This is a genomic window from Myxococcus sp. AS-1-15 (assembly GCF_020037055.1).
Taxonomy (GTDB): Bacteria; Myxococcota; Myxococcia; order Myxococcales; family Myxococcaceae; genus Myxococcus; species Myxococcus fulvus.
The window spans coordinates 39,221-57,099 of sequence record NZ_JAIQDF010000003.1 but is presented as its reverse complement, the minus strand read 5'-3'; the positions used below and the strand labels follow the sequence as shown (position 1 = coordinate 57,099).

19 protein-coding genes are annotated in these 17,879 nt (G+C 70.9%); 10 read left to right on the top strand and 9 right to left on the bottom strand.

The window, feature by feature from the left end; translation table 11 throughout:
- Positions 1-179 precede the first annotated feature (179 nt).
- The 3 genes from K8625_RS09770 to maiA all read left to right on the top strand — a co-directional run bounded on the left by K8625_RS09770 (position 180) and on the right by maiA (position 2,524).
- The gene (locus K8625_RS09770; protein ID WP_141326173.1) at positions 180-767 is read left to right on the top strand and encodes a hypothetical protein; all 588 of its coding nucleotides are present in this window, start codon (positions 180-182) and stop codon (positions 765-767) included.
- A 120-nt stretch (positions 768-887) separates the two neighbouring features.
- Positions 888-1,868 (top strand): fumarylacetoacetate hydrolase family protein, encoded by a 981-nt coding sequence (locus K8625_RS09765; protein WP_074953112.1) that lies wholly within the window; start codon positions 888-890, stop codon positions 1,866-1,868.
- The gene (maiA, locus tag K8625_RS09760) at positions 1,865-2,524 is read left to right on the top strand and encodes a maleylacetoacetate isomerase (RefSeq protein ID WP_223782530.1); all 660 of its coding nucleotides are present in this window, start codon (positions 1,865-1,867) and stop codon (positions 2,522-2,524) included. Before K8625_RS09765 ends, maiA begins: the two co-directional genes overlap by 4 nt.
- 46 nt (positions 2,525-2,570) lie before the next feature.
- Here maiA and K8625_RS09755 read toward each other — a convergent pair whose 3' ends face one another.
- Complete coding sequence (locus K8625_RS09755) at positions 2,571-2,987, bottom strand: OsmC family protein (RefSeq protein ID WP_223782529.1); 417 nt, start codon at positions 2,985-2,987, stop codon at positions 2,571-2,573.
- 117 nt (positions 2,988-3,104) lie between these two features.
- Here K8625_RS09755 and chrA point away from each other — a divergent pair, with 117 nt between their 5' ends.
- Positions 3,105-4,295, top strand: a complete 1,191-nt coding sequence (gene chrA / locus K8625_RS09750) for a chromate efflux transporter (RefSeq protein ID WP_223782528.1) — start codon at positions 3,105-3,107, stop codon at positions 4,293-4,295.
- On the opposite strand, the gene K8625_RS09745 is transcribed toward chrA, so the two are convergent.
- From K8625_RS09745 to K8625_RS09730, 4 genes are all read right to left on the bottom strand, one after another.
- The gene (locus tag K8625_RS09745) at positions 4,282-4,755 is read right to left on the bottom strand and encodes a hypothetical protein (RefSeq protein WP_223782527.1); all 474 of its coding nucleotides are present in this window, start codon (positions 4,753-4,755) and stop codon (positions 4,282-4,284) included. The genes chrA and K8625_RS09745 overlap by 14 nt on opposite strands.
- On the bottom strand, positions 4,752-5,231 hold the full coding sequence (locus K8625_RS09740) for a hypothetical protein (RefSeq protein WP_223782526.1): 480 nt from the start codon (positions 5,229-5,231) through the stop codon (positions 4,752-4,754). Before K8625_RS09740 ends, K8625_RS09745 begins: the two co-directional genes overlap by 4 nt.
- Complete coding sequence (locus K8625_RS09735; protein WP_223782525.1) at positions 5,228-6,721, bottom strand: fused MFS/spermidine synthase; 1,494 nt, start codon at positions 6,719-6,721, stop codon at positions 5,228-5,230. The genes K8625_RS09740 and K8625_RS09735 overlap by 4 nt, the downstream gene beginning before the upstream one ends.
- Positions 6,722-6,854: 133 nt before the next feature.
- Positions 6,855-7,931, bottom strand: a complete 1,077-nt coding sequence (locus tag K8625_RS09730) for a folate-binding protein YgfZ (RefSeq protein WP_223782524.1) — start codon at positions 7,929-7,931, stop codon at positions 6,855-6,857.
- Between the two features lie 38 nt (positions 7,932-7,969).
- Between K8625_RS09730 and K8625_RS09725 the strand changes: the two genes are divergently transcribed.
- The 3 genes from K8625_RS09725 to K8625_RS09715 are packed head-to-tail and all read left to right on the top strand — an operon-like array spanning position 7,970 to position 10,080.
- Positions 7,970-8,296, top strand: a complete 327-nt coding sequence (locus tag K8625_RS09725) for a cupin domain-containing protein (protein ID WP_223747165.1) — start codon at positions 7,970-7,972, stop codon at positions 8,294-8,296.
- On the top strand, positions 8,293-9,681 hold the full coding sequence (locus tag K8625_RS09720) for a thioredoxin domain-containing protein (RefSeq protein ID WP_223782523.1): 1,389 nt from the start codon (positions 8,293-8,295) through the stop codon (positions 9,679-9,681). Before K8625_RS09725 ends, K8625_RS09720 begins: the two co-directional genes overlap by 4 nt.
- Positions 9,682-9,693: 12 nt before the next feature.
- On the top strand, positions 9,694-10,080 hold the full coding sequence (locus K8625_RS09715) for a translation initiation factor (protein ID WP_141332825.1): 387 nt from the start codon (positions 9,694-9,696) through the stop codon (positions 10,078-10,080).
- 111 nt (positions 10,081-10,191) lie between these two features.
- Here K8625_RS09715 and K8625_RS09710 read toward each other — a convergent pair whose 3' ends face one another.
- Together K8625_RS09710 and K8625_RS09705 are read right to left on the bottom strand one after the other, a co-directional pair.
- Positions 10,192-11,196 (bottom strand): isocitrate dehydrogenase (NAD(+)), encoded by a 1,005-nt coding sequence (locus tag K8625_RS09710; protein WP_223747167.1) that lies wholly within the window; start codon positions 11,194-11,196, stop codon positions 10,192-10,194.
- Positions 11,197-11,329: 133 nt separating this feature from the next.
- A complete protein-coding gene (locus K8625_RS09705) occupies positions 11,330-12,106 on the bottom strand; it encodes a DUF2270 domain-containing protein (RefSeq protein ID WP_223747168.1) in 777 nt (258 codons plus the stop codon).
- A 197-nt stretch (positions 12,107-12,303) separates the two neighbouring features.
- Here K8625_RS09705 and K8625_RS09700 point away from each other — a divergent pair, with 197 nt between their 5' ends.
- Together K8625_RS09700 and K8625_RS09695 are read left to right on the top strand one after the other, a co-directional pair.
- A complete protein-coding gene (locus K8625_RS09700) occupies positions 12,304-14,370 on the top strand; it encodes a response regulator (RefSeq protein WP_223747169.1) in 2,067 nt (688 codons plus the stop codon).
- Positions 14,371-14,658: 288 nt separating this feature from the next.
- Positions 14,659-15,933 (top strand): tetratricopeptide repeat protein, encoded by a 1,275-nt coding sequence (locus tag K8625_RS09695; protein WP_223782522.1) that lies wholly within the window; start codon positions 14,659-14,661, stop codon positions 15,931-15,933.
- Between the two features lie 8 nt (positions 15,934-15,941).
- Here the strand turns inward: K8625_RS09695 and K8625_RS09690 are convergent, their stop codons facing one another.
- Positions 15,942-16,559, bottom strand: coding sequence for a DUF4230 domain-containing protein (locus tag K8625_RS09690; protein WP_223782899.1), 618 nt, complete (start codon positions 16,557-16,559; stop codon positions 15,942-15,944).
- A 1-nt stretch (position 16,560) separates the two neighbouring features.
- On the opposite strand from K8625_RS09690, the gene K8625_RS09685 reads away from it, so the two are divergent.
- A complete protein-coding gene (locus K8625_RS09685; RefSeq protein ID WP_223782521.1) occupies positions 16,561-17,253 on the top strand; it encodes a 2OG-Fe(II) oxygenase in 693 nt (230 codons plus the stop codon).
- A gap of 1 nt (position 17,254) precedes the next feature.
- Here the strand turns inward: K8625_RS09685 and K8625_RS09680 are convergent, their stop codons facing one another.
- Positions 17,255-17,812: a helix-turn-helix domain-containing protein gene (locus K8625_RS09680; protein WP_046718499.1), complete on the bottom strand. Its 558-nt coding sequence runs from the start codon at positions 17,810-17,812 to the stop codon at positions 17,255-17,257.
- Positions 17,813-17,879: the final 67 nt, after the last annotated feature.

Here is a 17,879-nt window from a genome sequence, read left to right as displayed (position 1 = left end):
TCTCGGCCATGCGGGCAGGCTGCTCGGACAGCGGGGGGGCGGGCGCGTCTGACTCGGGTGTGCCCGCACGTCGTCCGGCGGGCGACGGGGCAGGGGGCCGACCTTCCGGCAGGTGGGTGGCACATGCTACGCCGGTGCGTGAAGTCGCCGCTCCTTCCCTCCCCCTGAGGACCTGCTCCATGACGAAGTTCTCGCAGACGTTGCTGGCCGCGCTCGCGCTGTCCCTGCTGCTCCCCTTCGCCTCCGCGCGCGCCTCTGACTATCCGCCCGACTACCCCATCTGCAGCGTCTACGACTCCGTGACGACGGGGCCCTTCGAGGTCATCCGCCACACGCGCCGGCTGCCCGGCCGGCTGGCCACGCTCACCGTCAGCTACCGGGGCTTCCTGCGGGGCCTGTACCCGGACCATCAGATCTCCATCTACGTCAGCCTCAACGGCCGTCAGCAGACGCTGGCCGCGAGCGCGGGCGCGAACAACGACGCCTATGTCTTCCTGAACGCGGGGCCGCGCGCGTGCACCAAGTGCATGCGGTACATGAACACGCCGCTGTGCAACGCGCACTTCGCGGCCGGAGGCCAGGAGGGCGTCTGGGTGTGCGAGCAGCCCTCGGCGGTGGAGAACGACTTGTTCTTCTATGCCTTCGACCAGAACGGCAACCAGAACGCGTGGGACATCCACGTGGCCGCGACGGCCGGCGGCCAGTGGGACAGCAATCTGGGCAACAACTACTTCGCGCGACTGCCGGCGCGGTCGAGCTGCTGGTAGTTTTCCGCCGAGAGCGTTCGCGGGCTGCACCCGAAGCTTGACTCCCCGAGAGCCCCGGCGGAAAAGCCGGGCTCATGAGGCGGCCCCCGCTGTATCCACCGGGCCGCGGGGAGCCCGGGATTGAAGCTCGCGACGCTCAAGGATGGAACCCGTGACGGGCGGCTCATCGTCGTCAAGCGGGACAACTCGGCCTATGCGCTGGCCACCAACGTGGCGCTGACGCTGCAAGCGGCGCTGGATGACTGGGACACGAAGGAGCCGCAGCTGCGCGCGCTCGCCCAGCAGCTGGAGACGGACAGTGTGCAGAGCCGTCCGCTGGACGTGAAGGCGCTGCATGCGCCGCTGCCGCGCGCGTACGAGTGGATTGACGGCAGCGCGTACATCAACCACGTCATCCTGGTGCGCAAGGCGCGCAACGCCGAGCCGCCGGCCACGCTGAAGACGGACCCGCTGGTGTACCAGGGTGGCTCGGGTGACTTCCTGGCGCCCACCGCGGACATCCCGCTGGCGGACGAGGCGTGGGGCATGGACTTCGAGAGCGAGGTCTGCGTCATCCTCGGCGACACGCCGCAGGGGACGAAGGCGGAGGACGCGGGCAAGCACGTCAAGCTGCTGATGCTGGCCAACGACGTCTCGCTGCGCAACCTCATCCCGGAGGAGCTGGCGAAGGGCTTCGGCTTCTTCCAGAGCAAGCCGGCGACGGCGTTCAGTCCGTTCGCGGTGACGCCGGACGAGCTGGGCTCGGCGTGGCGCGAGGGGCGGGTGCACCTGCGCATGCGCTCGGTGCTCAACGGCGTGCAGGTGGGCGACACGGACGCGGGCCCGGAGATGCACTTCTCCTTCTTCGACCTCATCCAGCACCTGTGCAAGACGCGCAGCTACACGGCGGGCACCATCCTGGGCAGCGGCACGGTGTCCAACGCGGACCGCGCGCGGGGCATCTCGTGTCTGGCCGAGCAGCGGATGATCGAGACGATCGAGGAGGGCAAGCCGAGGACGCCCTTCATGAAGCCCGGGGACACCATCGACATCGAGATGTCGGGTGAGGACGGGCAGAGCGTGTTCGGGCGAATCTCCCAGAAGGTGGTGAAGGTCCCATGAAGGGCCTTCGGCTGCACAACTACTGGCGCAGCTCCGCGTCGTGGCGGGTGCGCCTGACGTTGCACCTCAAGGGCCTGCCCTTCGAGTACGTGGCGGTGCACCTGCTGAAGGACGGTGGGCAGCAGAACTCGGACGCGTACCGGGCGGTCAATCCGATGCGCACGGTGCCCACGCTGGAGTGGACGGAGGCGGACGGCACGGAGCGCAGGTTGTCGCAGTCGCTCGCCATCGTGGAGTTGCTGCAGGAGCGCTTCCCCACGCCGTCGCTGTTCCCGGAGGACAGCTACCTGCGGGCGCGGACGAGGATGATGGCGGAGTACGTGAACTCCGGCATGCAGCCGTTGCAGAACCTGGCGGTGTTGCAGCGCATCAAGAGCGAGCTGAAGGGCGACGACAAGGCGTGGGGCGCGTATTGGAACGCCCGGGGCCTGGAGGCGCTGGAGACGATGGTGCAGCCCACGGCGGGACGCTTCTGCGTGGGGGACACCGTGTCGCTGGCGGACGTGTGCCTGGTGCCGCAGCTGTATGGCGCGCGTCGGTTCGCGTTGGACTTGTCTCCGTACCCGACGCTGCTGCGCATCGAGGCCGCGTGCGCGGAGCATCCCGCCTTCCAGGCGGCGCACCCGGACCGTCAGCCGGACGCGGCGCCGGCCTGAGGCGTGGTCGAGGAGCGCCCCGCCGTGGATGGGGCGCTCCGAGCATTCAGGGTGTCGGCGCGAAGGTCGTGTCGATGCGCAGCGCCCGAGAGAGCGTGAGCGTCACGGGCGTCTTCGCGGCGATTTCGAGCAGGCGCGCCTTCTGCTCCTCGGTGATGGCGGGGCCAACCGAGAGCACTCGCTCCACGCGCTCCACATCGTTCTCGCGCAACAGCTTGAGCTTCACGGTGAAGGGGCTCAGCTCCCAGCCCTTGCGCGCCGCGTACATCTTCAACGTGATGGCGGTGCACGCGCCCAGGGAGCCCACCAGCAACTGGTAGGGCGCGGGGCCCTGGTCCGCGCCGCCCAGCGCCGCGGGCTCGTCCGCCTGGAAGTGGTGCTTGCCGGTGCGAATCGACTGCGTGTAGCCGGCCTGGCTCTCGACGACGGCCGCCGCGAGCAGCGTGGAGTCATGGGTGGTCATGAGGGCCATGAATCCAGGGCGCGGCCCGGGTGACAAGCGTCCACCCGTCCCACATGCGTCGAGCCACACGGATGTTTCGAGCCACCCTCCCTCTTCCGGGGGTAGCGTCCTCGGTGGATGTCACCCCTGGAGCCCCAGAGCCCCTCCGTGCCGGACCGCGCCGCCGCGCTGCGCGAGCTGGCGTTGCTCTTCCTTCGCCTGGGCACCACGGCCTTCGGTGGCCCCGCCGCGCACATCGCCCTGATGGAGGACGAGGTCGTTCGCCGTCGGCGCTGGCTCACGCGCGAGGAGTTCGTGGACCTGCTCGGCGCGGCCAACCTCATCCCCGGCCCCAACTCCACCGAGCTGGCCATCCACATCGGCCACCGTCGCGCCGGCTGGCCCGGCCTGCTGGTCGCGGGCACGTGCTTCATCCTCCCCGCGTTCCTCATCGTTCTCGGCGTCGCGTGGGGCTACGCACGCTTCGGCGCGCTGCCGGACGTGGGCGCGCTGCTCTACGGCGTCAAGGCGGTCATCATCGCCGTGGTCGCTCAGGCCCTGTGGGGACTCATGCGCACCGTGGTGAAGGGCCCACTCGCGGCCGTCGTGGGAATCGCCGCCGCCACCGCGGCCTTCCTCGGCGTCGATGAGCTGCTGCTGTTGCTGCTGTCGGGACTCGCCGTGTTCGGCTGGCGCGCGGCGACACGTCGCGGAGGAGCCTCGGGGCCTTCGACGGGAATGCTCGTCACGCCGTGGAGCACGCTGCTCCCGCTGGGCGCCGCGTCGGCGGCGGTGCCCTTCACGCAGCAGGGCCTGTTCCTCTTCTTCCTGAAGGTGGGCTCGGTGCTCTACGGCAGCGGGTACGTGCTGCTGGCGTTCCTTCGCTCGGACCTGGTGCAGCGGCTGGGCTGGCTGACCGAGGCGCAGTTGCTCGACGCGGTGGCGGTGGGACAGGTGACGCCCGGCCCCGTGTTCACCACGGCCACGTTCATCGGCTACGTGCTCGGCGGGCCCGTGGGCGCCACCGTGGCCACGGTGGGCATCTTCCTGCCCGCCTTCGTCTTCGTCGCGCTCAGCGGCCCCCTGGTGCCCCGGCTGCGCGAGTCCTGGGTGGCGGGGGCCTTCCTGGACGGCGTCAACGTGGCCTCACTCGCGCTGATGGCCGTGGTGACGTGGCAGCTCGGCCGCGCGGCCCTGGTCGATGTGTGGACCGTGGGGCTCGCCGTCGTGTCGGCCGTGATGCTCATCCGCTTCCGCGTCAACTCCGCCTGGCTGGTGCTCGGTGGAGGCGCGGTGGGGTGGCTGGTTCAAACCACTAGCGGGGCGTGAGCTTCGCCTCGCAGCGGGAGACCTCGACACCGGAAAGGTCCGAGCGCCGGTCGATGCACGTCAGCCGCAGGTGCTCGCCCTCACGCGTCGCCTCGCAGTGACGGTTGCCGTCCACCGCCGTCCCACCCGCGTCGGGCCGCACCACGCCGCCATCCGCGTCCACGTGGAGGGTGTGCGCCCGGTCATGCAACGACCAGTCACCCCGCTTCAAATCCACCTTGGCGCTGGCGCCGCCGTACTCGGGGAAGCCCAGGGGCTCGTTTCCCACGGCCGTCAGGTCGCACGAATCCTCGGGGACCCTCAACTGGAAGGAGCCGTTGCCGCCGCAGGTGTTCTCGGTCACGTCGAAGGTGACCTCCTGCGCGTCCTTCTCACAGTCGGGCGCGGAGTCCGCGATGAGCAGGACACCGGTGGCGGCGAGCACGGCGACGGAGGCGAGGTTCCTCAGCAACGGCATCATGATGGAACTCCTGGGGATGAGAGGGGCACGGCCCGCGCCTGGGACAGCAGCGAGGCGCGGCCGTACAGCACGGCGAGGACGACGAAGGGCAGGGTGAGCAGGTCCGAGACATCCGCCACCGCGCGGAAGCCACTGAGCCCCAACGGCGCGCCGATGGGACGCAGCCACTTACAGAACAAGTCCGCGAACGGCTGGGACACCTTGAGCGCGGTGAACAGCCCCGTCGTCACCAGCGCGCCCACGCCCAGCCTCACGCGCAGACTCCAGCGCGTGACGAGCACCAGCAGCGCGGACACATAGAGCGGCAGGAAGAAGCAGATGGCCACGTCCGACAACTTCCCGGTGAGCGTGTTGTGGAAGGTCGGCTTGAGGACGCGGTCGTTCACCGCCATCAGCACCACGGCGGCCAGCGGCATGGGCGCGAGGAACTCCGACATCGACGGCAGGGGCTTCGTCCCCCACGCGCGCCAGCTCACCGCAGCGCCTCCGAGCCCATCAGCGCCTTGAGGAGGATGGCGTCGGTCAGCATCTCCACCGGCGCGCGGTCATCCGTGAGCGGCTGCGCCGAGGCCACCGGCTGCAGCTCCCCCACCACGCGCGTCGCCAGGGGCCGCAGCGACAGCGGCAGCGAGGATGTCCGCGAGCTCAACCGCTCCCCCATGCCCTCCGGGCCCGCGAACAACAGCGTGTTGCTGTGGTTGCGCGCATCCGCCGCGAGCACCTGCGGGAACACCGTCGCCAGCGTCCCACCCACCGCGCGCACCACCGCGCGCTCATCGCGGAAGCGGCCCACGTTGAAGCAGGCCACGCCGCCCGGCTCCAGGTGCGCGGCCACTTCTTGAGCGAACTCGCGCGTCGTCAGGTGGAAGGGCACGTACGGGAAGCGGAACGCGTCCACGATGATGGCGTCGTAGCGCCGCGTGTCCCGGCGCAGGAACGTGCGCGCGTCCGCGATGTGCACCTCCACCTCCGTCCCCAGGCCGAAGTGCTGGCGCGCCAGCTTCACCACCATCGCGTCCAGCTCCACGCCCACCACGTAGGCCCCCGGGTACGTCTCCCGCAGCCCGCGCGCGCTCGTGCCCGCGCCCAGCCCCAACACCAGCACGCGCGGCGTCCGAGGCTCCGCGCGCGCCATCGCCGGCGTCAGCAGGTAGTGCGCGAACACCTCGTCTCTCACCGGCTGGCCCGGCACCCACGTGCTCTGCACCGCGAAGCCCTCGTCGAAGACCAGGCTGCGCGTGCCGCTCGGTGACTCCAGCACCTGGAGGAAGGCGTGTGGCGACTCGGCCACCTCGAGCGCCTGCGGATGTCGGGGCAGCGCGTGTGTCCCCAGCACCAGCGCCGCCGCGGGCACCCCCACCGCCAGCGCGCGCCACCGCCACCCCAGCCCCCACGTCGCCGTCAGCCCGAGCATCCCCGCGAAGCACGCCATGGCCCGCGCCGTGCCCAACCACGGCAGCACCACGAAGGCCGCGAGCAACGTCCCGACGATGCTGCCCAGCGTGGACGCCGACGACAGCCTCCCCGCGTGCGCCCCCGCCGATGTCACGCCCCCCAGCCCCACGCGCACCAGGAACGGCCCCACCGCGCCCAGCGCGAGCAGCGGCGGAATCGCCACCAGCACCACCAGCGCCACCCGCCCCATGGCCTCCATCGGCCTGCCCGTCATCACCGCCGTCGTGGCCCCCGGCAGCAGCACCCTCGCGAGGAAGGGCAGCGCCGTGAGCAGCAGCGCCGCCACGCCGAGCGCCACCCGGAGTGGCTCCAGCCTCGCGGCCCGGTCCGCCACCCTGCCGCCCAGGTGCGCCCCCAGCGCCAGCCCGCCCAGCACCAGGGAGATGAGCGCCGCCCACACCGGGGTGCTGCTCCCGAAGTAGGGCGCCACCAGTCGCGAGGCCGCCATCTCCGACGCCATCACCGTGGCGCCAGAGAGGAAGGACAACCAGGTCAGCGAGGAGGGCTTCATGGGCGGGGGCGCCAACAGCAAGCCCCGTTCCATATTCAACAGCCCGTAAGTCCGGGCCCCACGGGCAGACACACCGCGAGGCCCGCGACACCCCCGTCAGCGAGCCGTGGCCCGACTGACAGGATTGTCGTGCTCACCCCTTGAAGGGCAGGGCGGCCACCTTCACCGTCGCGGGGCCCTGAGCCAGGGTCAGCTCGGTGCCGGGCTCCAGCGAGTCGCGGTGCACGTACCCCAGGGCCACCCGCTGCCCACCCTGCGCGGGCGAGCGCACCACGCTGGTGAGCCAGCCCACCTTCTTCTCACCGCGGCGCAGCTCCGTGCCCGGCGCCGCCTCCACGTCGCCCAGCAAGAGCCCCGTCAGCTTGCGGTTCATGTGCCCGCGGAAGGTGGCCCGGGCGATGACCTCCTGCCCGATGTAGCACCCCTTGTTGTAGGAGATGGCGGACGGGCCCAGGTCCGCCTCCAGGGGGATGGTGGTGTCCACCATGTCCTGCCCGTAACGGGGCACCCCGGCCTCCACCCTCAAGAGCTCCAGCGTCTCGAAGCCCAGGGGCTTGAGGCCCAGGTCGGCGCCCGCCTGGCTCAAGGCCCGCCACACCGCCTCCAGGCCCGCGCGTGGCACCCACACGTCCACCCCGTGCGGCTCCAGCCGGGTGTTGCCCACCAGCAGGACGTCCTGCCCGGCCAGCGTCCCCGGGCGGGTGGCGTGGTGGGGCAGGGGGGCGAAGTCGGTGCCCAGTACGGCCGTGAGGAGCGCGCCCGTCCGGGGCCCGAGCAGCCGCAAGAGCCCGTGGTCGGCCGTGGCCTCATGCAGCTCGGCGTCCTCGGAGATGAGGTATTTCTCCAGGAACTCCCGGACCTTGGCGCCGGTGCCGGGCTCCACGTCCACGAGCAGGTCCGCCTCCCGCTTGAGGATGCGGGCGTCCGCCACCATGGCCCCCTTCACGTTCACCAGGGCGGCGTAGGCTGCGGTCCCGACGGGGAGGTTGTTCACCTCCTGTGTCACCATTCCATGTAGGAAGGTGACCCGGTCCTCCCCGGTGATTCGGAGGACCTCACGATAGGAGGCATCGTGCAGGGCCACGGCCTCACGGGCGGCCTGGTAGGCGTCCTCGGCGTTCCCGTAGTCGGCCACGACCTCCCGGCCGCCGACCTCGATGAAGCGGCCCCGCGCTTCTTCGTGAAGAAAATGCAGCGACAGCGGTTCCATGTCCGTCGCTATATAGAGGCGAAGGAGCGAATGCCACGATGGATGTGAAGCACCTGTCGTCCTTCCAGGACTTCTCCCCGGAGAAGCTCCGGAAGCACAACGTCTTTCAATCCGAGCGCTTCTTCCTGGATGTCTACTGCCTGGCGCCCGGGCAGGCCCAGAAGCCGCACCACCATGTGACCTCCGACAAGGTCTACGTCGTCCTCGAGGGCACCTGCCGCTTCCGCGTGGGTGCCGAGGAGGAGGTCCACACCGTGGGCGCGGCCGTGTTCGCCCCCGCGGGCGCCGAGCATGGGGTCACCAACGAAGGCCCCGCTCCCGCCCGACTGCTCGTCCTGATGACCCCGCCCCCGGAGCATGCATGAGTTCGAAGTCCTCCTCCCCCAAGGCCCCCGCCACCCCCGCGCCCTCCAAGGCCGCCGTGGCGCTGCTGGTGCTGGGCGTGGCCGCGAGTGCCCTGTCCATCTTCCAGTGGAGCCAGCTGCTCACGCTGCGCGCCGGCGGCGCCACCGTGTGCGGCGTGTCCGACACGGTGAACTGCGAGACGGTGTGGAACTCGCCTTTCGCCACCCGGTTGCATGAGCTGTTCGGCATCCCCGTCGCCGGCCTGGGGCTGGTGTGGGGGCTGACGGTGGTGGCGCTGTCGGCGGTGTTCCTGGCGCGCGAGCGCTCGGGCAAGTCGGTGGCCCCGGCGTCGCAGGGGCTGAAGCTGACGGCGCTGGCGGGCGTGGCGTCGGTGTTCGTGTTCGCCTTCGCCAGCTACCAGACGGGCGTGGTGTGCCCCACGTGCCTGGGCACGTACGCGCTGGTGGCGCTCATCGCGGGCGTGGCCTTCAAGGGCCTGCCGAGCGTGGCGGGCGAGTGGGGCCCGGCGCTGGGCTGGACGGTGGGCGCCACGGTGCTGGTGTTCGTGGCGGTGGCCCTGCCGGGTCGCTCGCTGTCGACGCCCGCGCCCAAGGCGGGGGCGCTGTTGCCTCCCGCGCCCACGGAGGCGTCGGTGAACGCCACGACGGGGGCGGCGAGCGCGAACAGCTCGCCCGCGTCGCTGGAGGCGTACCTGAAGGGGCTGCCGATGGACCAGCAGCAGTTCATCTCCAACGCGCTGGCGATGTACCGCCGGGACACGCCGAAGCCCGCCGCGGCGCCGGCGCGGCGCCTGTATGGCCCGGCCACCGCGCCGGTGAAGATCGTCGAGTGGACCGACAGCAAGTGCCCCCACTGCAAGTCGTTGGTGGAGGAGCTGGCGGTGCTCAAGAAGCGCGTGCCGGAGGGCAAGCTGTCCCTGGAGGCGCGGCAGTTCCCGCTGGACGGCGCGTGCAACCCGGCGATGCAGCGGCGCGGGCCGGACGCCCCCACGGTTCGGTGCGTGGCGGCGAAGGCGCAGATCTGCCTGGAGGGCGCGTCGGACTTCTGGGAGCTGCGCGAGAAGCTCTTCGCGGCGCAGGCGATGCTGGACACGGAGCGGGTGATGGAGATCGCCTCGTCCGGTTCGATGTCCCGCTCTCAGCTGGAGTCGTGCCTGGCGAGCGCGGACACGGCGGCGAAGCTGCAGGAGGACACGTCGTACGCGCTGCGCTACCACTTCACCGGCACGCCGCTGGTGGTGGTGAACGGCCGTCAGGCGATGCCGTCGGCGCCGTTCCTGTACGCGCTGGTGATGGCGGAGGGCAACCCGAGCGCGCCCGCGTTCGACGTGCTGCCGCCGCCGCGCGCCATGCCGATGGACGACCACGCGGGCCACAACCACTGAGTCCCGGACGCCATGGGCAAGCGTGACAAGAAGGACGCGCCCGCCGCGCCCCCGGCTCCGTTCCACAACCCCTTCGCCGCGCTGGCGGCGAAGCGGGAGGAGCTGCCGGTGGGGACGGTGGCGCCCGTGGCCGCGCCCCCGAGCAAGTCCGAGCCGAAGGGCCCGGCGCGCGCGGTGGTGCGCATGGAGCGCAAGGGCCGCGGTGGGAAGGAGGTCACCGTGGTGGAGCACCTGGAGCTGCCCGCGCCCCAGCGCGAGGTGTGGCTCAAGGCGCTGAAGAACTCGCTGGGCTGCGGCGGCGTGGTGGAGGACGACACGCTGGTGCTCCAGGGCGACCAGCGCGAGCGGCTCCCCGCGCTGCTTGAGGCGCGCGGCGTGCGCAAGGTGACGGTGGGCTGACGAGGCGGGCCCTTCGCTTCGCGGCTCGGTGGACGTCGTCCCCTGGCCACGAAAAAGCCCGGGCGCCTTCGACAGGCGGCCCGGGCTCGGGGTGCCACGGCTTCGTGACGACTACAGCGCGGCGATGATGGCGTCGGTGAACTCGCGCGTGGTGGCGCCGCCGCCCAAATCACCCGTGCGGACCTTGGCCTCGGTGTAGACCTTGTGGATGGCGTTCTCCATCCGGCGGGCCTCGTCGCGCATGTCCAGGTAGTCCAGCATCATCACGGCGGACATCATCAGCGCCGTGGGGTTCGCGATGCCCTTGCCCGCGATGTCCGGGGCCGTGCCGTGCACCGCCTCGAAGACCGCCGTGCGCTCGCCGATGTTCGCGCCGGGCACCACGCCCAGGCCGCCCACCAGACCCGCGCACAGGTCGCTCACGATGTCGCCGTACAGGTTCTCCAGCACCATCACGTCGAAGCGCGTCGGGTCCTTCACCAACTGCATGCAGAGGTTGTCGATGATGACTTCCTCGTAGTGGATCTCCGGGAACTCACGGCCCACCTTGCGGCAGCAGTCCAGGAACAGGCCGTCCGACAGCTTCATGATGTTGGCCTTGTGGACGGCCGTCACCTTCTTGCGGCCGTGCTTGCGCGCGTACTCGAACGCGAACTTCGCGATGCGCGTGGAGGCCTTCTCGGTGATGATCTTCAGCGCCTCGACGACGCCCGGGACGATGATGTGCTCCAGGCCCGAGTAGAGGCTCTCCGTGTTCTCGCGCACCACCACCAGGTCCACGTTCTCGTAGCGCGTCTTCACGTTCGGCACGCTCTTGACGGGCCGCAGCGACGAGTACAGGTCCAGGCGCTTGCGCAGGCCGACGTTCGCGGAGGGAAGTCCGCCGCCCACCACCGTGCCCGTGGGGCCCTTGAGCGCCACGCCGCTGCGCAGCACCGCCTCCACCGACTCGTGGGGCAGGTTGGTGCCGTACTTCGCCACCACCTCCGTGCCCGCGTCCTTGTACTCGAACTCGAGGGGAACCTTGAGCGCCTCGAGGACGCGAATGGTGGCCGCCATCACCTCGGGGCCGATGCCGTCGCCATTGAGGACCGTAACAGTGCGCGTGTTCGCCATGGGTGCGGATTCACAGCACAAATCCCCCGCTCCCGGAAGAACGAAAACTTCCAGCCGGACAGGTCGGCACATGGGGGCCATGAGCATGCCGAACCCTTCGGGGCCACCCGGCCTGCGAGCGAGGGCCGGGGCCTCAGTGCTCGGACGCCGCGTCCGGGCGACGGGGGGCCCTGCGGGTCGGCCGGTGCCTGCGGCGGATGGCGTAGGGCCGGTAGAAGGACTCCCACAGCGCGGCGCGTCGTCCTCGGGGCCGGGTGCGCAGCTCGCCCAGGGGCGCCCGGATGAAGAACGAGGAGATGAACAGGTAGGCGGCGCCGATGGTGATGAGCGCCAGCACCGCCATGACCAGGAACCCGGGTATCCACGCCACGTGGGCCCGGGCGACGAACTCGCCGAAGTCCTCGGGCGGCTTCGGGTGGCTGTAGACCTTGAAGAACCAGGTCATGAGCAGGACCAGCAGGATGGGCCCGTAGGTGCGGTTGAGCCGCGTGGAGATGGCCGACATCAGCGACAGCTGGATTTGCGGCCGGGACATCTCCACCGCCAGCTCGCGCAGGGCGTCCGGGTCCACCGGCTCGCGGCGCAACATGGGGGCCCACCAGCCGTCCTCCAACAGGCGCACCCGCCGGTTCCACAGGTCGTAGTAGCGGTAGCGGCGCGCCTCGACGAGCAGGAAGGACACCACCATCCAGATGCCGACGAGGAAGGTAACGTGGGAGCTCTGCGGCGTGGCGAAGCCGAGCGAGATGACGGCGGCCGTCGTCGTCAGCGCCCAGTTGGTGGTGGTGTCCAGGCGCGTGCGCCAGGTGTCGGAGCGGCTCAGCTCGCCCCGGAAGAGCTGCGCCATGGCCTGCTGCGACAGCCATGGCGACTCCAGGAGGTCGTTCTTGATGGGCTCGTTGAGGGGCATCCGTTCCTGGAAGGTGGGCTGACGCGCCAGCGGGTGCAACGGCTCGCCCGGACGCCAGGGGGCGATCCGCGCGCCTTCCGCGAACGGCCCGTCGAGGGGCAGCCGACCGGGCGTGTCTGGACGGCGTCGGGGACGGGCAGGCGGGCGGGCGCCTGGGTGGCCATGGCGGGCGGCCATGCACACCTTGGCTTTTCAACGTGGCCCGTCTCGACCCCATCGAAGCCTTGTCGGAGCTGCTCCAGGGAGAGCAGGAGCGTGTGACGCGCCTGTGGGCGAAGCGTCTGCGCGCGGAGGTGTACGAGGTGGAGATTCCGGGCCGCGACTTGCGCGCTCCCCTGCGGCGACTGGTGGGGGAGATGGCGCGGCTGCTCAAGGACCGGGGCGAGGACGCGGTGCGGCTGTGGCCGGAGGTGGCGCGCTCGCACGGCGCGGACCGGTACACGCAGAACTTCGAGTCCGAGGACCTCACCCGCGAGTTCAAGTCGCTGGAGGAGGTGCTGCTGCACGTCTACGCGCGCCACCACGGTGGGCTGATTGAGCCCGAGGTGGCGGGCCTCATCGCGGAGCTGGTGTGGGAGGGGGACGCGGCGGCGCAGGCGTCGTACGCGCGGATTCTAAAGACGGAGGAGGTGCGCTTCCGGGAAGCGGCGGTGATGGAGTCGGTGCTCAACCACGTGGACGTGGGCATCCTCCTGGCGGAGGTGGACGGCACGGTGTCCTTCGCCACGCCGCCGGTGAGCCGGCTGATGGGCGTGCCGATGCGCGCGGTGGTGGGCGGGCGCGCGGTGAACACGCTCGCGCCGGTGCTGACGCAGGTGAACGCGCGGCACGCCTCGGGTGAGCCCTTCAAGGTCGCGGACATGCCCTTCGTGCGCGCGCTGAAGGAGCAGGGCCCGGTGCGCGGGGTGATGATGGTGGTGGAGCGCCCCGGCGGTGGCGAGGTGACGCTGGAGATGAGCGCCACGCCCGTGTGGGAGGAGGAGGGCGAACTCGCGGGCGCCATCCAGACCTTCACGGACCGCACGGAGTCGGCGAACAAGACCAAGGCGCTGGAGAGCGCGTACGGGGAGCTTCGCCGGCTGCAGGGGCGGCTGTTGCAGCGCACGCGTCAGCAGGCGCTGGGGCAGCTGGCGGGTGGCGCGGCGCACGCGCTCAACAACTTCCTCAACGTGCTGCGGCTGCGAATCACGCTGTTGCAGCGCGAGTACAAGCCCGAGCACCTGGACGCGCTCGACAAGACGGTGCAGCAGATTGGCGAGCTGGTGGCGCGGCTGCAGGAGTTCAATGTCCAGCGCACCGAGGAGCGTCCCGTCGACGTGAAGGTGGACCAGACGGTGCGCGAGTCGCTGGAGCTGGCGCGCGGCGAGCTGGAGCAGCGCGAGCACCCGGTGTACGTGGAGCTGGACCTTCACGACCCGGGGGCGGTGCGCGCGGACGCGGCCTTCTTCCGCGAGCTGGTGGTGAACCTGCTGCTCGCGGCGCGGGACAGGATGGAGGAGGGCGGGCACCTGAAGGTGACGACGCGCGAGGAGGGCCCCGCGTGGCTCTCGCTGCGCATCCAGGACCAGGGCCCGTCGTATGCGTCGGAGGAGCTGTCGCACCTGTTCGACCCGCTGCGCAGGGACCCGGGGGCGCCGCAGCTGTCCTTGTACCTGGCCGTGGCGCGGGCGCAGGTGCAGCGCTGGGGCGGCGAGCTGACGGCGGAGAACGTGTCTTCGGGGAGCGGCGCGACGTTCGTGGTGCGGCTGCCCCGGGTGCGCGTGCAGTCGCCGAACGAGCCCACGCCGCCTCCGGAGAGCGTGACGCGGCCCCCGGTGTCGGCGCCCCGGCGCTTCCAGCAGACGCGCCGCGTGCTGGTGGTGGACGATGATTTGGACAACGCGCGGATGATGGCCGAGGTGCTGGGGGAGGAGGGCTACGAGGTTCAGGTGGCCCACGACCCCACCGTGGCGTTGGGCATGTGGGACCGGCGCCGCTACGACGCGGCCCTGCTGGACGCGGTGATGCCGGAGATGAGCGGCTGGGAGCTGGCGCGCGAGCTGCGCGAGAAGTCGCCCCAGGCGCTGCTCGCCATCGTCACGGGCATGGATGTGCGCGGACAGAACCGGGCGAATCTGGCCCTGGTGGACGCGGTGTTCCGCAAGCCCATCGACGTGGGCGCGCTGGATGACTTCCTCGCGCAGACGGACGGTGGGGAGGATGAGGAGGACACGTCGCCGGACGAGGAGGCTCCCGCCAGTCCGGGGCCGGATTCACAGCACTAGCGTGCTGCTGTGACTGTTCCGCGGTGGAGCACCGACAGGGGCCGCCGTCAGCCCTCCACCGCGGCCTTCACCTCGCGCCGTCATGCGCCAAGCCAGGACGGGCATGGTGCCCGCAGGACCCTCTACCCACCATCCAACATCAGGGCATGTGAGTGTTTCCTGTTGGGTTGTTTGTCCATTCCGTCGGTGGGTATTCCCTGACGCCGTGGGGTGCTTGTCTGGCGTTGGGTTTGCGGGCGCGGTGCGGGGTGGTTCTTGAATCGGGCCCGGGCGTCTAGAGTCGCGGGCGTGAGCTTCTTGCTGGAAGTGGAGCGCATCCGCCGCAAGGTGGAGGCGGGTGAGGTCCTGAGTGACGCGGAGCTGGAGGTGCTGCGCGCGCGGGTGAGGGATGAGGACGGGCCGACGCCGCGCCTGGCGGTGGCGCATGCCCTCATCAACGCGGGCGCGGAGCGTGAGGCCCTGCCGCTCCTGGAGGCCCTGCGGCGGGACTTTCCCCAGCACGTCCCGGTGCAGTTGGGGCTCGCCCGGGCGCTCCTGGGGTTGGAGCGGCACGGAGACGCGGAGGCGCTGCTGCGACAGGTGCGCGCGCGGGAGCCGGACGACCCGGAGGTCCTCAAGGTGCTGGCCGTGCTGGCCCTGCGCAGGGGCGAGATGGACAAGGTCCAGGCCTACGTGAAGGACGCGCTGGCGAGGGATCCGTTCGACGCGGAGGCGCGGCTGTTGAAGGAGGAACTGGAGGCCGCGGACCTACCTCCGCCGCCGGTGCCCCAGGAGCAGGTGCTCCGGCCGGAGTTCACCGCCGCGCTGGCGGGGGCGCTCACCCGGGCGCGCGTGGCGTTCCGTCGACAGGGCAAGGACCTGCTGGTGAAGCTGGCCTCGGGCGGAGTGGGGCGCGTGGACCTGGGCTCGCTGTACGCGGCCTATCAGGAGGCGCCGGGCACGCAGGGGCTGGCGGCCTATGTCGAGGCGCTGGCGGCGCGGCTGGGCGGACTGGACTCGGGGCTCGGGGCGTCGGATGCGGCGTCGCTGGAGGCGAGGCTTCGGCCCGTGCTTCGTCCGGCGGACTTCGCGGCGAAGGCGGTGGGGGCGCTGCACCGTGAGGGGCCCGCGGGGCTCTCGGTCTTCTATGTGCTGGAGGACGCGGACTTCGTGCGCTACCTGCCGGAGTCGGCGCTGAAGGACTCGGGCCTGACGGTGGAGGCGGTGGACGCGGCGGCGTGGAGGAACCTGGAGCCCGCGCCCGTGAAGCCCGTCATCATCGACCGGGGCGAGGTGCGGCTGGCGGAGGGCTTCTCGGGCCTGTGGGCGGTGGCTGGCGGGGATGGGCTCGACGGCGCACGGATGCTCACGGCGGGGCAGCGACGGTTGCTCATGGAGCAGGTGGGCGAAGGCGCGCTGTACGTGTCCCTGGTGCGGCGCGAGATGACGCTCGTCGCCAGGGCCTCGGATGCTTCGGCCCGAGGTGTGCTCGCGGAGCTCTTGCCGACCTCCGAGGGAATCGCGGGGCTGTTCCTGCTGTCGGAAACGGGGCTCACCCTGGCTCCCGATGCCGAACGAGCCTGAGATGTGGTTCAGCCCGCCGAGCCAGAGGCCGGCAACCGCTCCACGAACAACACCTCGCGGTAGCCCACGGTGACGAGCAGCGCGCGCAGGGCCCGCTCGGCGGAGTCACGTGCCCGCTGCTGCAGCCGCGTGTCCGCGCGCACCTCCCGCTCGAATGCGAGCCGCGCCTTCTCCAGCAACTGCGCCGTCTGCTCGCTGTCCAGGTTGGAGTCGATGACCTCCGTCTCCCCGGGCCGCAGCGCCACGCGCACGTCGATGGGCGGCATCACCACGTACACCTTCGTCCCCGCCACGTGCAGGTTCGACGGACCGAAGCGCTGGAAGTCGAACCCCAGGTACGCATCCGCGAACACGATGGCGCGGCCGTGCGGATTCTGGATGGCGTGCCGCGCCCAGTTCATCACGTCCTTCCACAGCGCATCCGTCACCTGCGGCTCGGGCGTGAAGGACACCTTCTTGTAGAGCGCGACCTCCAGCGTCTCCAGCCGCGCCACCTCGCGCATCTGGCTCACCACGGACGCGGTGTCCGGCGGAGCGGGGATGCGGGGCCTGAGCAGCCAGCCGGCCCCCAGGGCTCCGGCCGCGATGCCCAGCAGGACGGCGAGGATTCGCGTGAGGTGCGTCATCATGGCCCCCGAGTTTATCCCCTTCCGCGCCGCCCGCGTCTGGGGCACCGTGCGCCCAGGTGGAGTCGGCACGCTGCTGGAAGGAGCACGTGTGGAGTTGTCGGTCCAGGAAGTGGAGGCGCTGGGCGCGCGGGGGTATTTCACGCGCCCGGCTTTCCTCGGGGATGAAGCAGCCCTCGCGGCGCGGGCAGAAGCGCTGGCGAGGGCGGAATCCGGAGTACTTCATGCCGCGGGCATCCGGAGAGGCGCGGACCGGACGCTCGACACCCGCGTGAGGGGAGACCTCATCGGCTGGGTGACGCCTGAGCCCGACTCGGCGCTCGGCGCCCTCTGGCGACAGTTCGAGCAGCTCGGCCAGGCGCTCTCGGCGGGCGCGTACCTGGGCCTGGGACGCTTCGACCTCCAGCTCGCCTGCTATCCCGGCGGCGGAGCGCACTACTCACGCCACTTCGACGCCTTCCCCGGCAAGTCCAACCGCAGGGCCACGGCCATCTGGTACGCCAACCCGGACTGGCGCGCCGAGCACGGAGGCCTGCTCCGCCTGCACCCCGAGGGAGAATCCCCCGTGGACGTGCCGCCGAGGCTCGACACCCTGGTCGTCTTCCTGAGCGAGCGCATCGAGCACGAGGTGCTACCCACCCACGCCCACCGCCTGGCGCTCACCGCCTGGTTCTACGGTCGCGACGCGGGCTGACTCACAACGGCGGCGCGAGCAGCACGACGGAGTAGCCCACCGCCGTGCGTGTGCCCGGGTTCTCGTACGAGTGCTTCTGGTCTCCCCGGAAGACGACCACGTCCCCGGGCTTGAGCAGGAAGCGCTCGCCGCTGGCCACCAGCACCAGCTCGCCCGACTCACAGGCCAGGTACTCCCGGGTGCCCGGCGTGTGGGGCACGCCCGTGATTCGCACGCCCGAGGGCAGCTCCACCCGGTCGAACTCCATGCCCGGCAGCGGGTCCGGCAGCAGCTTGCGAAGCTGCCCCGCGCCCCGCACCCGCGTCGTCAGGCTGTCGCGCGGATAGTGCCGCGCGCTGGCCCGAGGCTTGGCCACCAACTCCTCCAGGGACACCTGGAGCGCGGAGGCCACGCGGTGCAGCACGGACAGGGTGGGGTTGGACGTCCCTGATTCCAGATTCGCCCACGTGGCCCGGGGCACTCCGGCGAGCTTCGACAGCTGGGCCTGCGTGGCGCCTCGCGTCTCGCGCAGCGTCCGGATGTTGCGGGCGAGCCGGCTCGGCAGGTCCTCTTCTTCCAGGGGCATGGGATGGCAATCTGCCAAAGGATTGGCGTGGACGCCATTTCATCAACGTCCCTTGGCTATC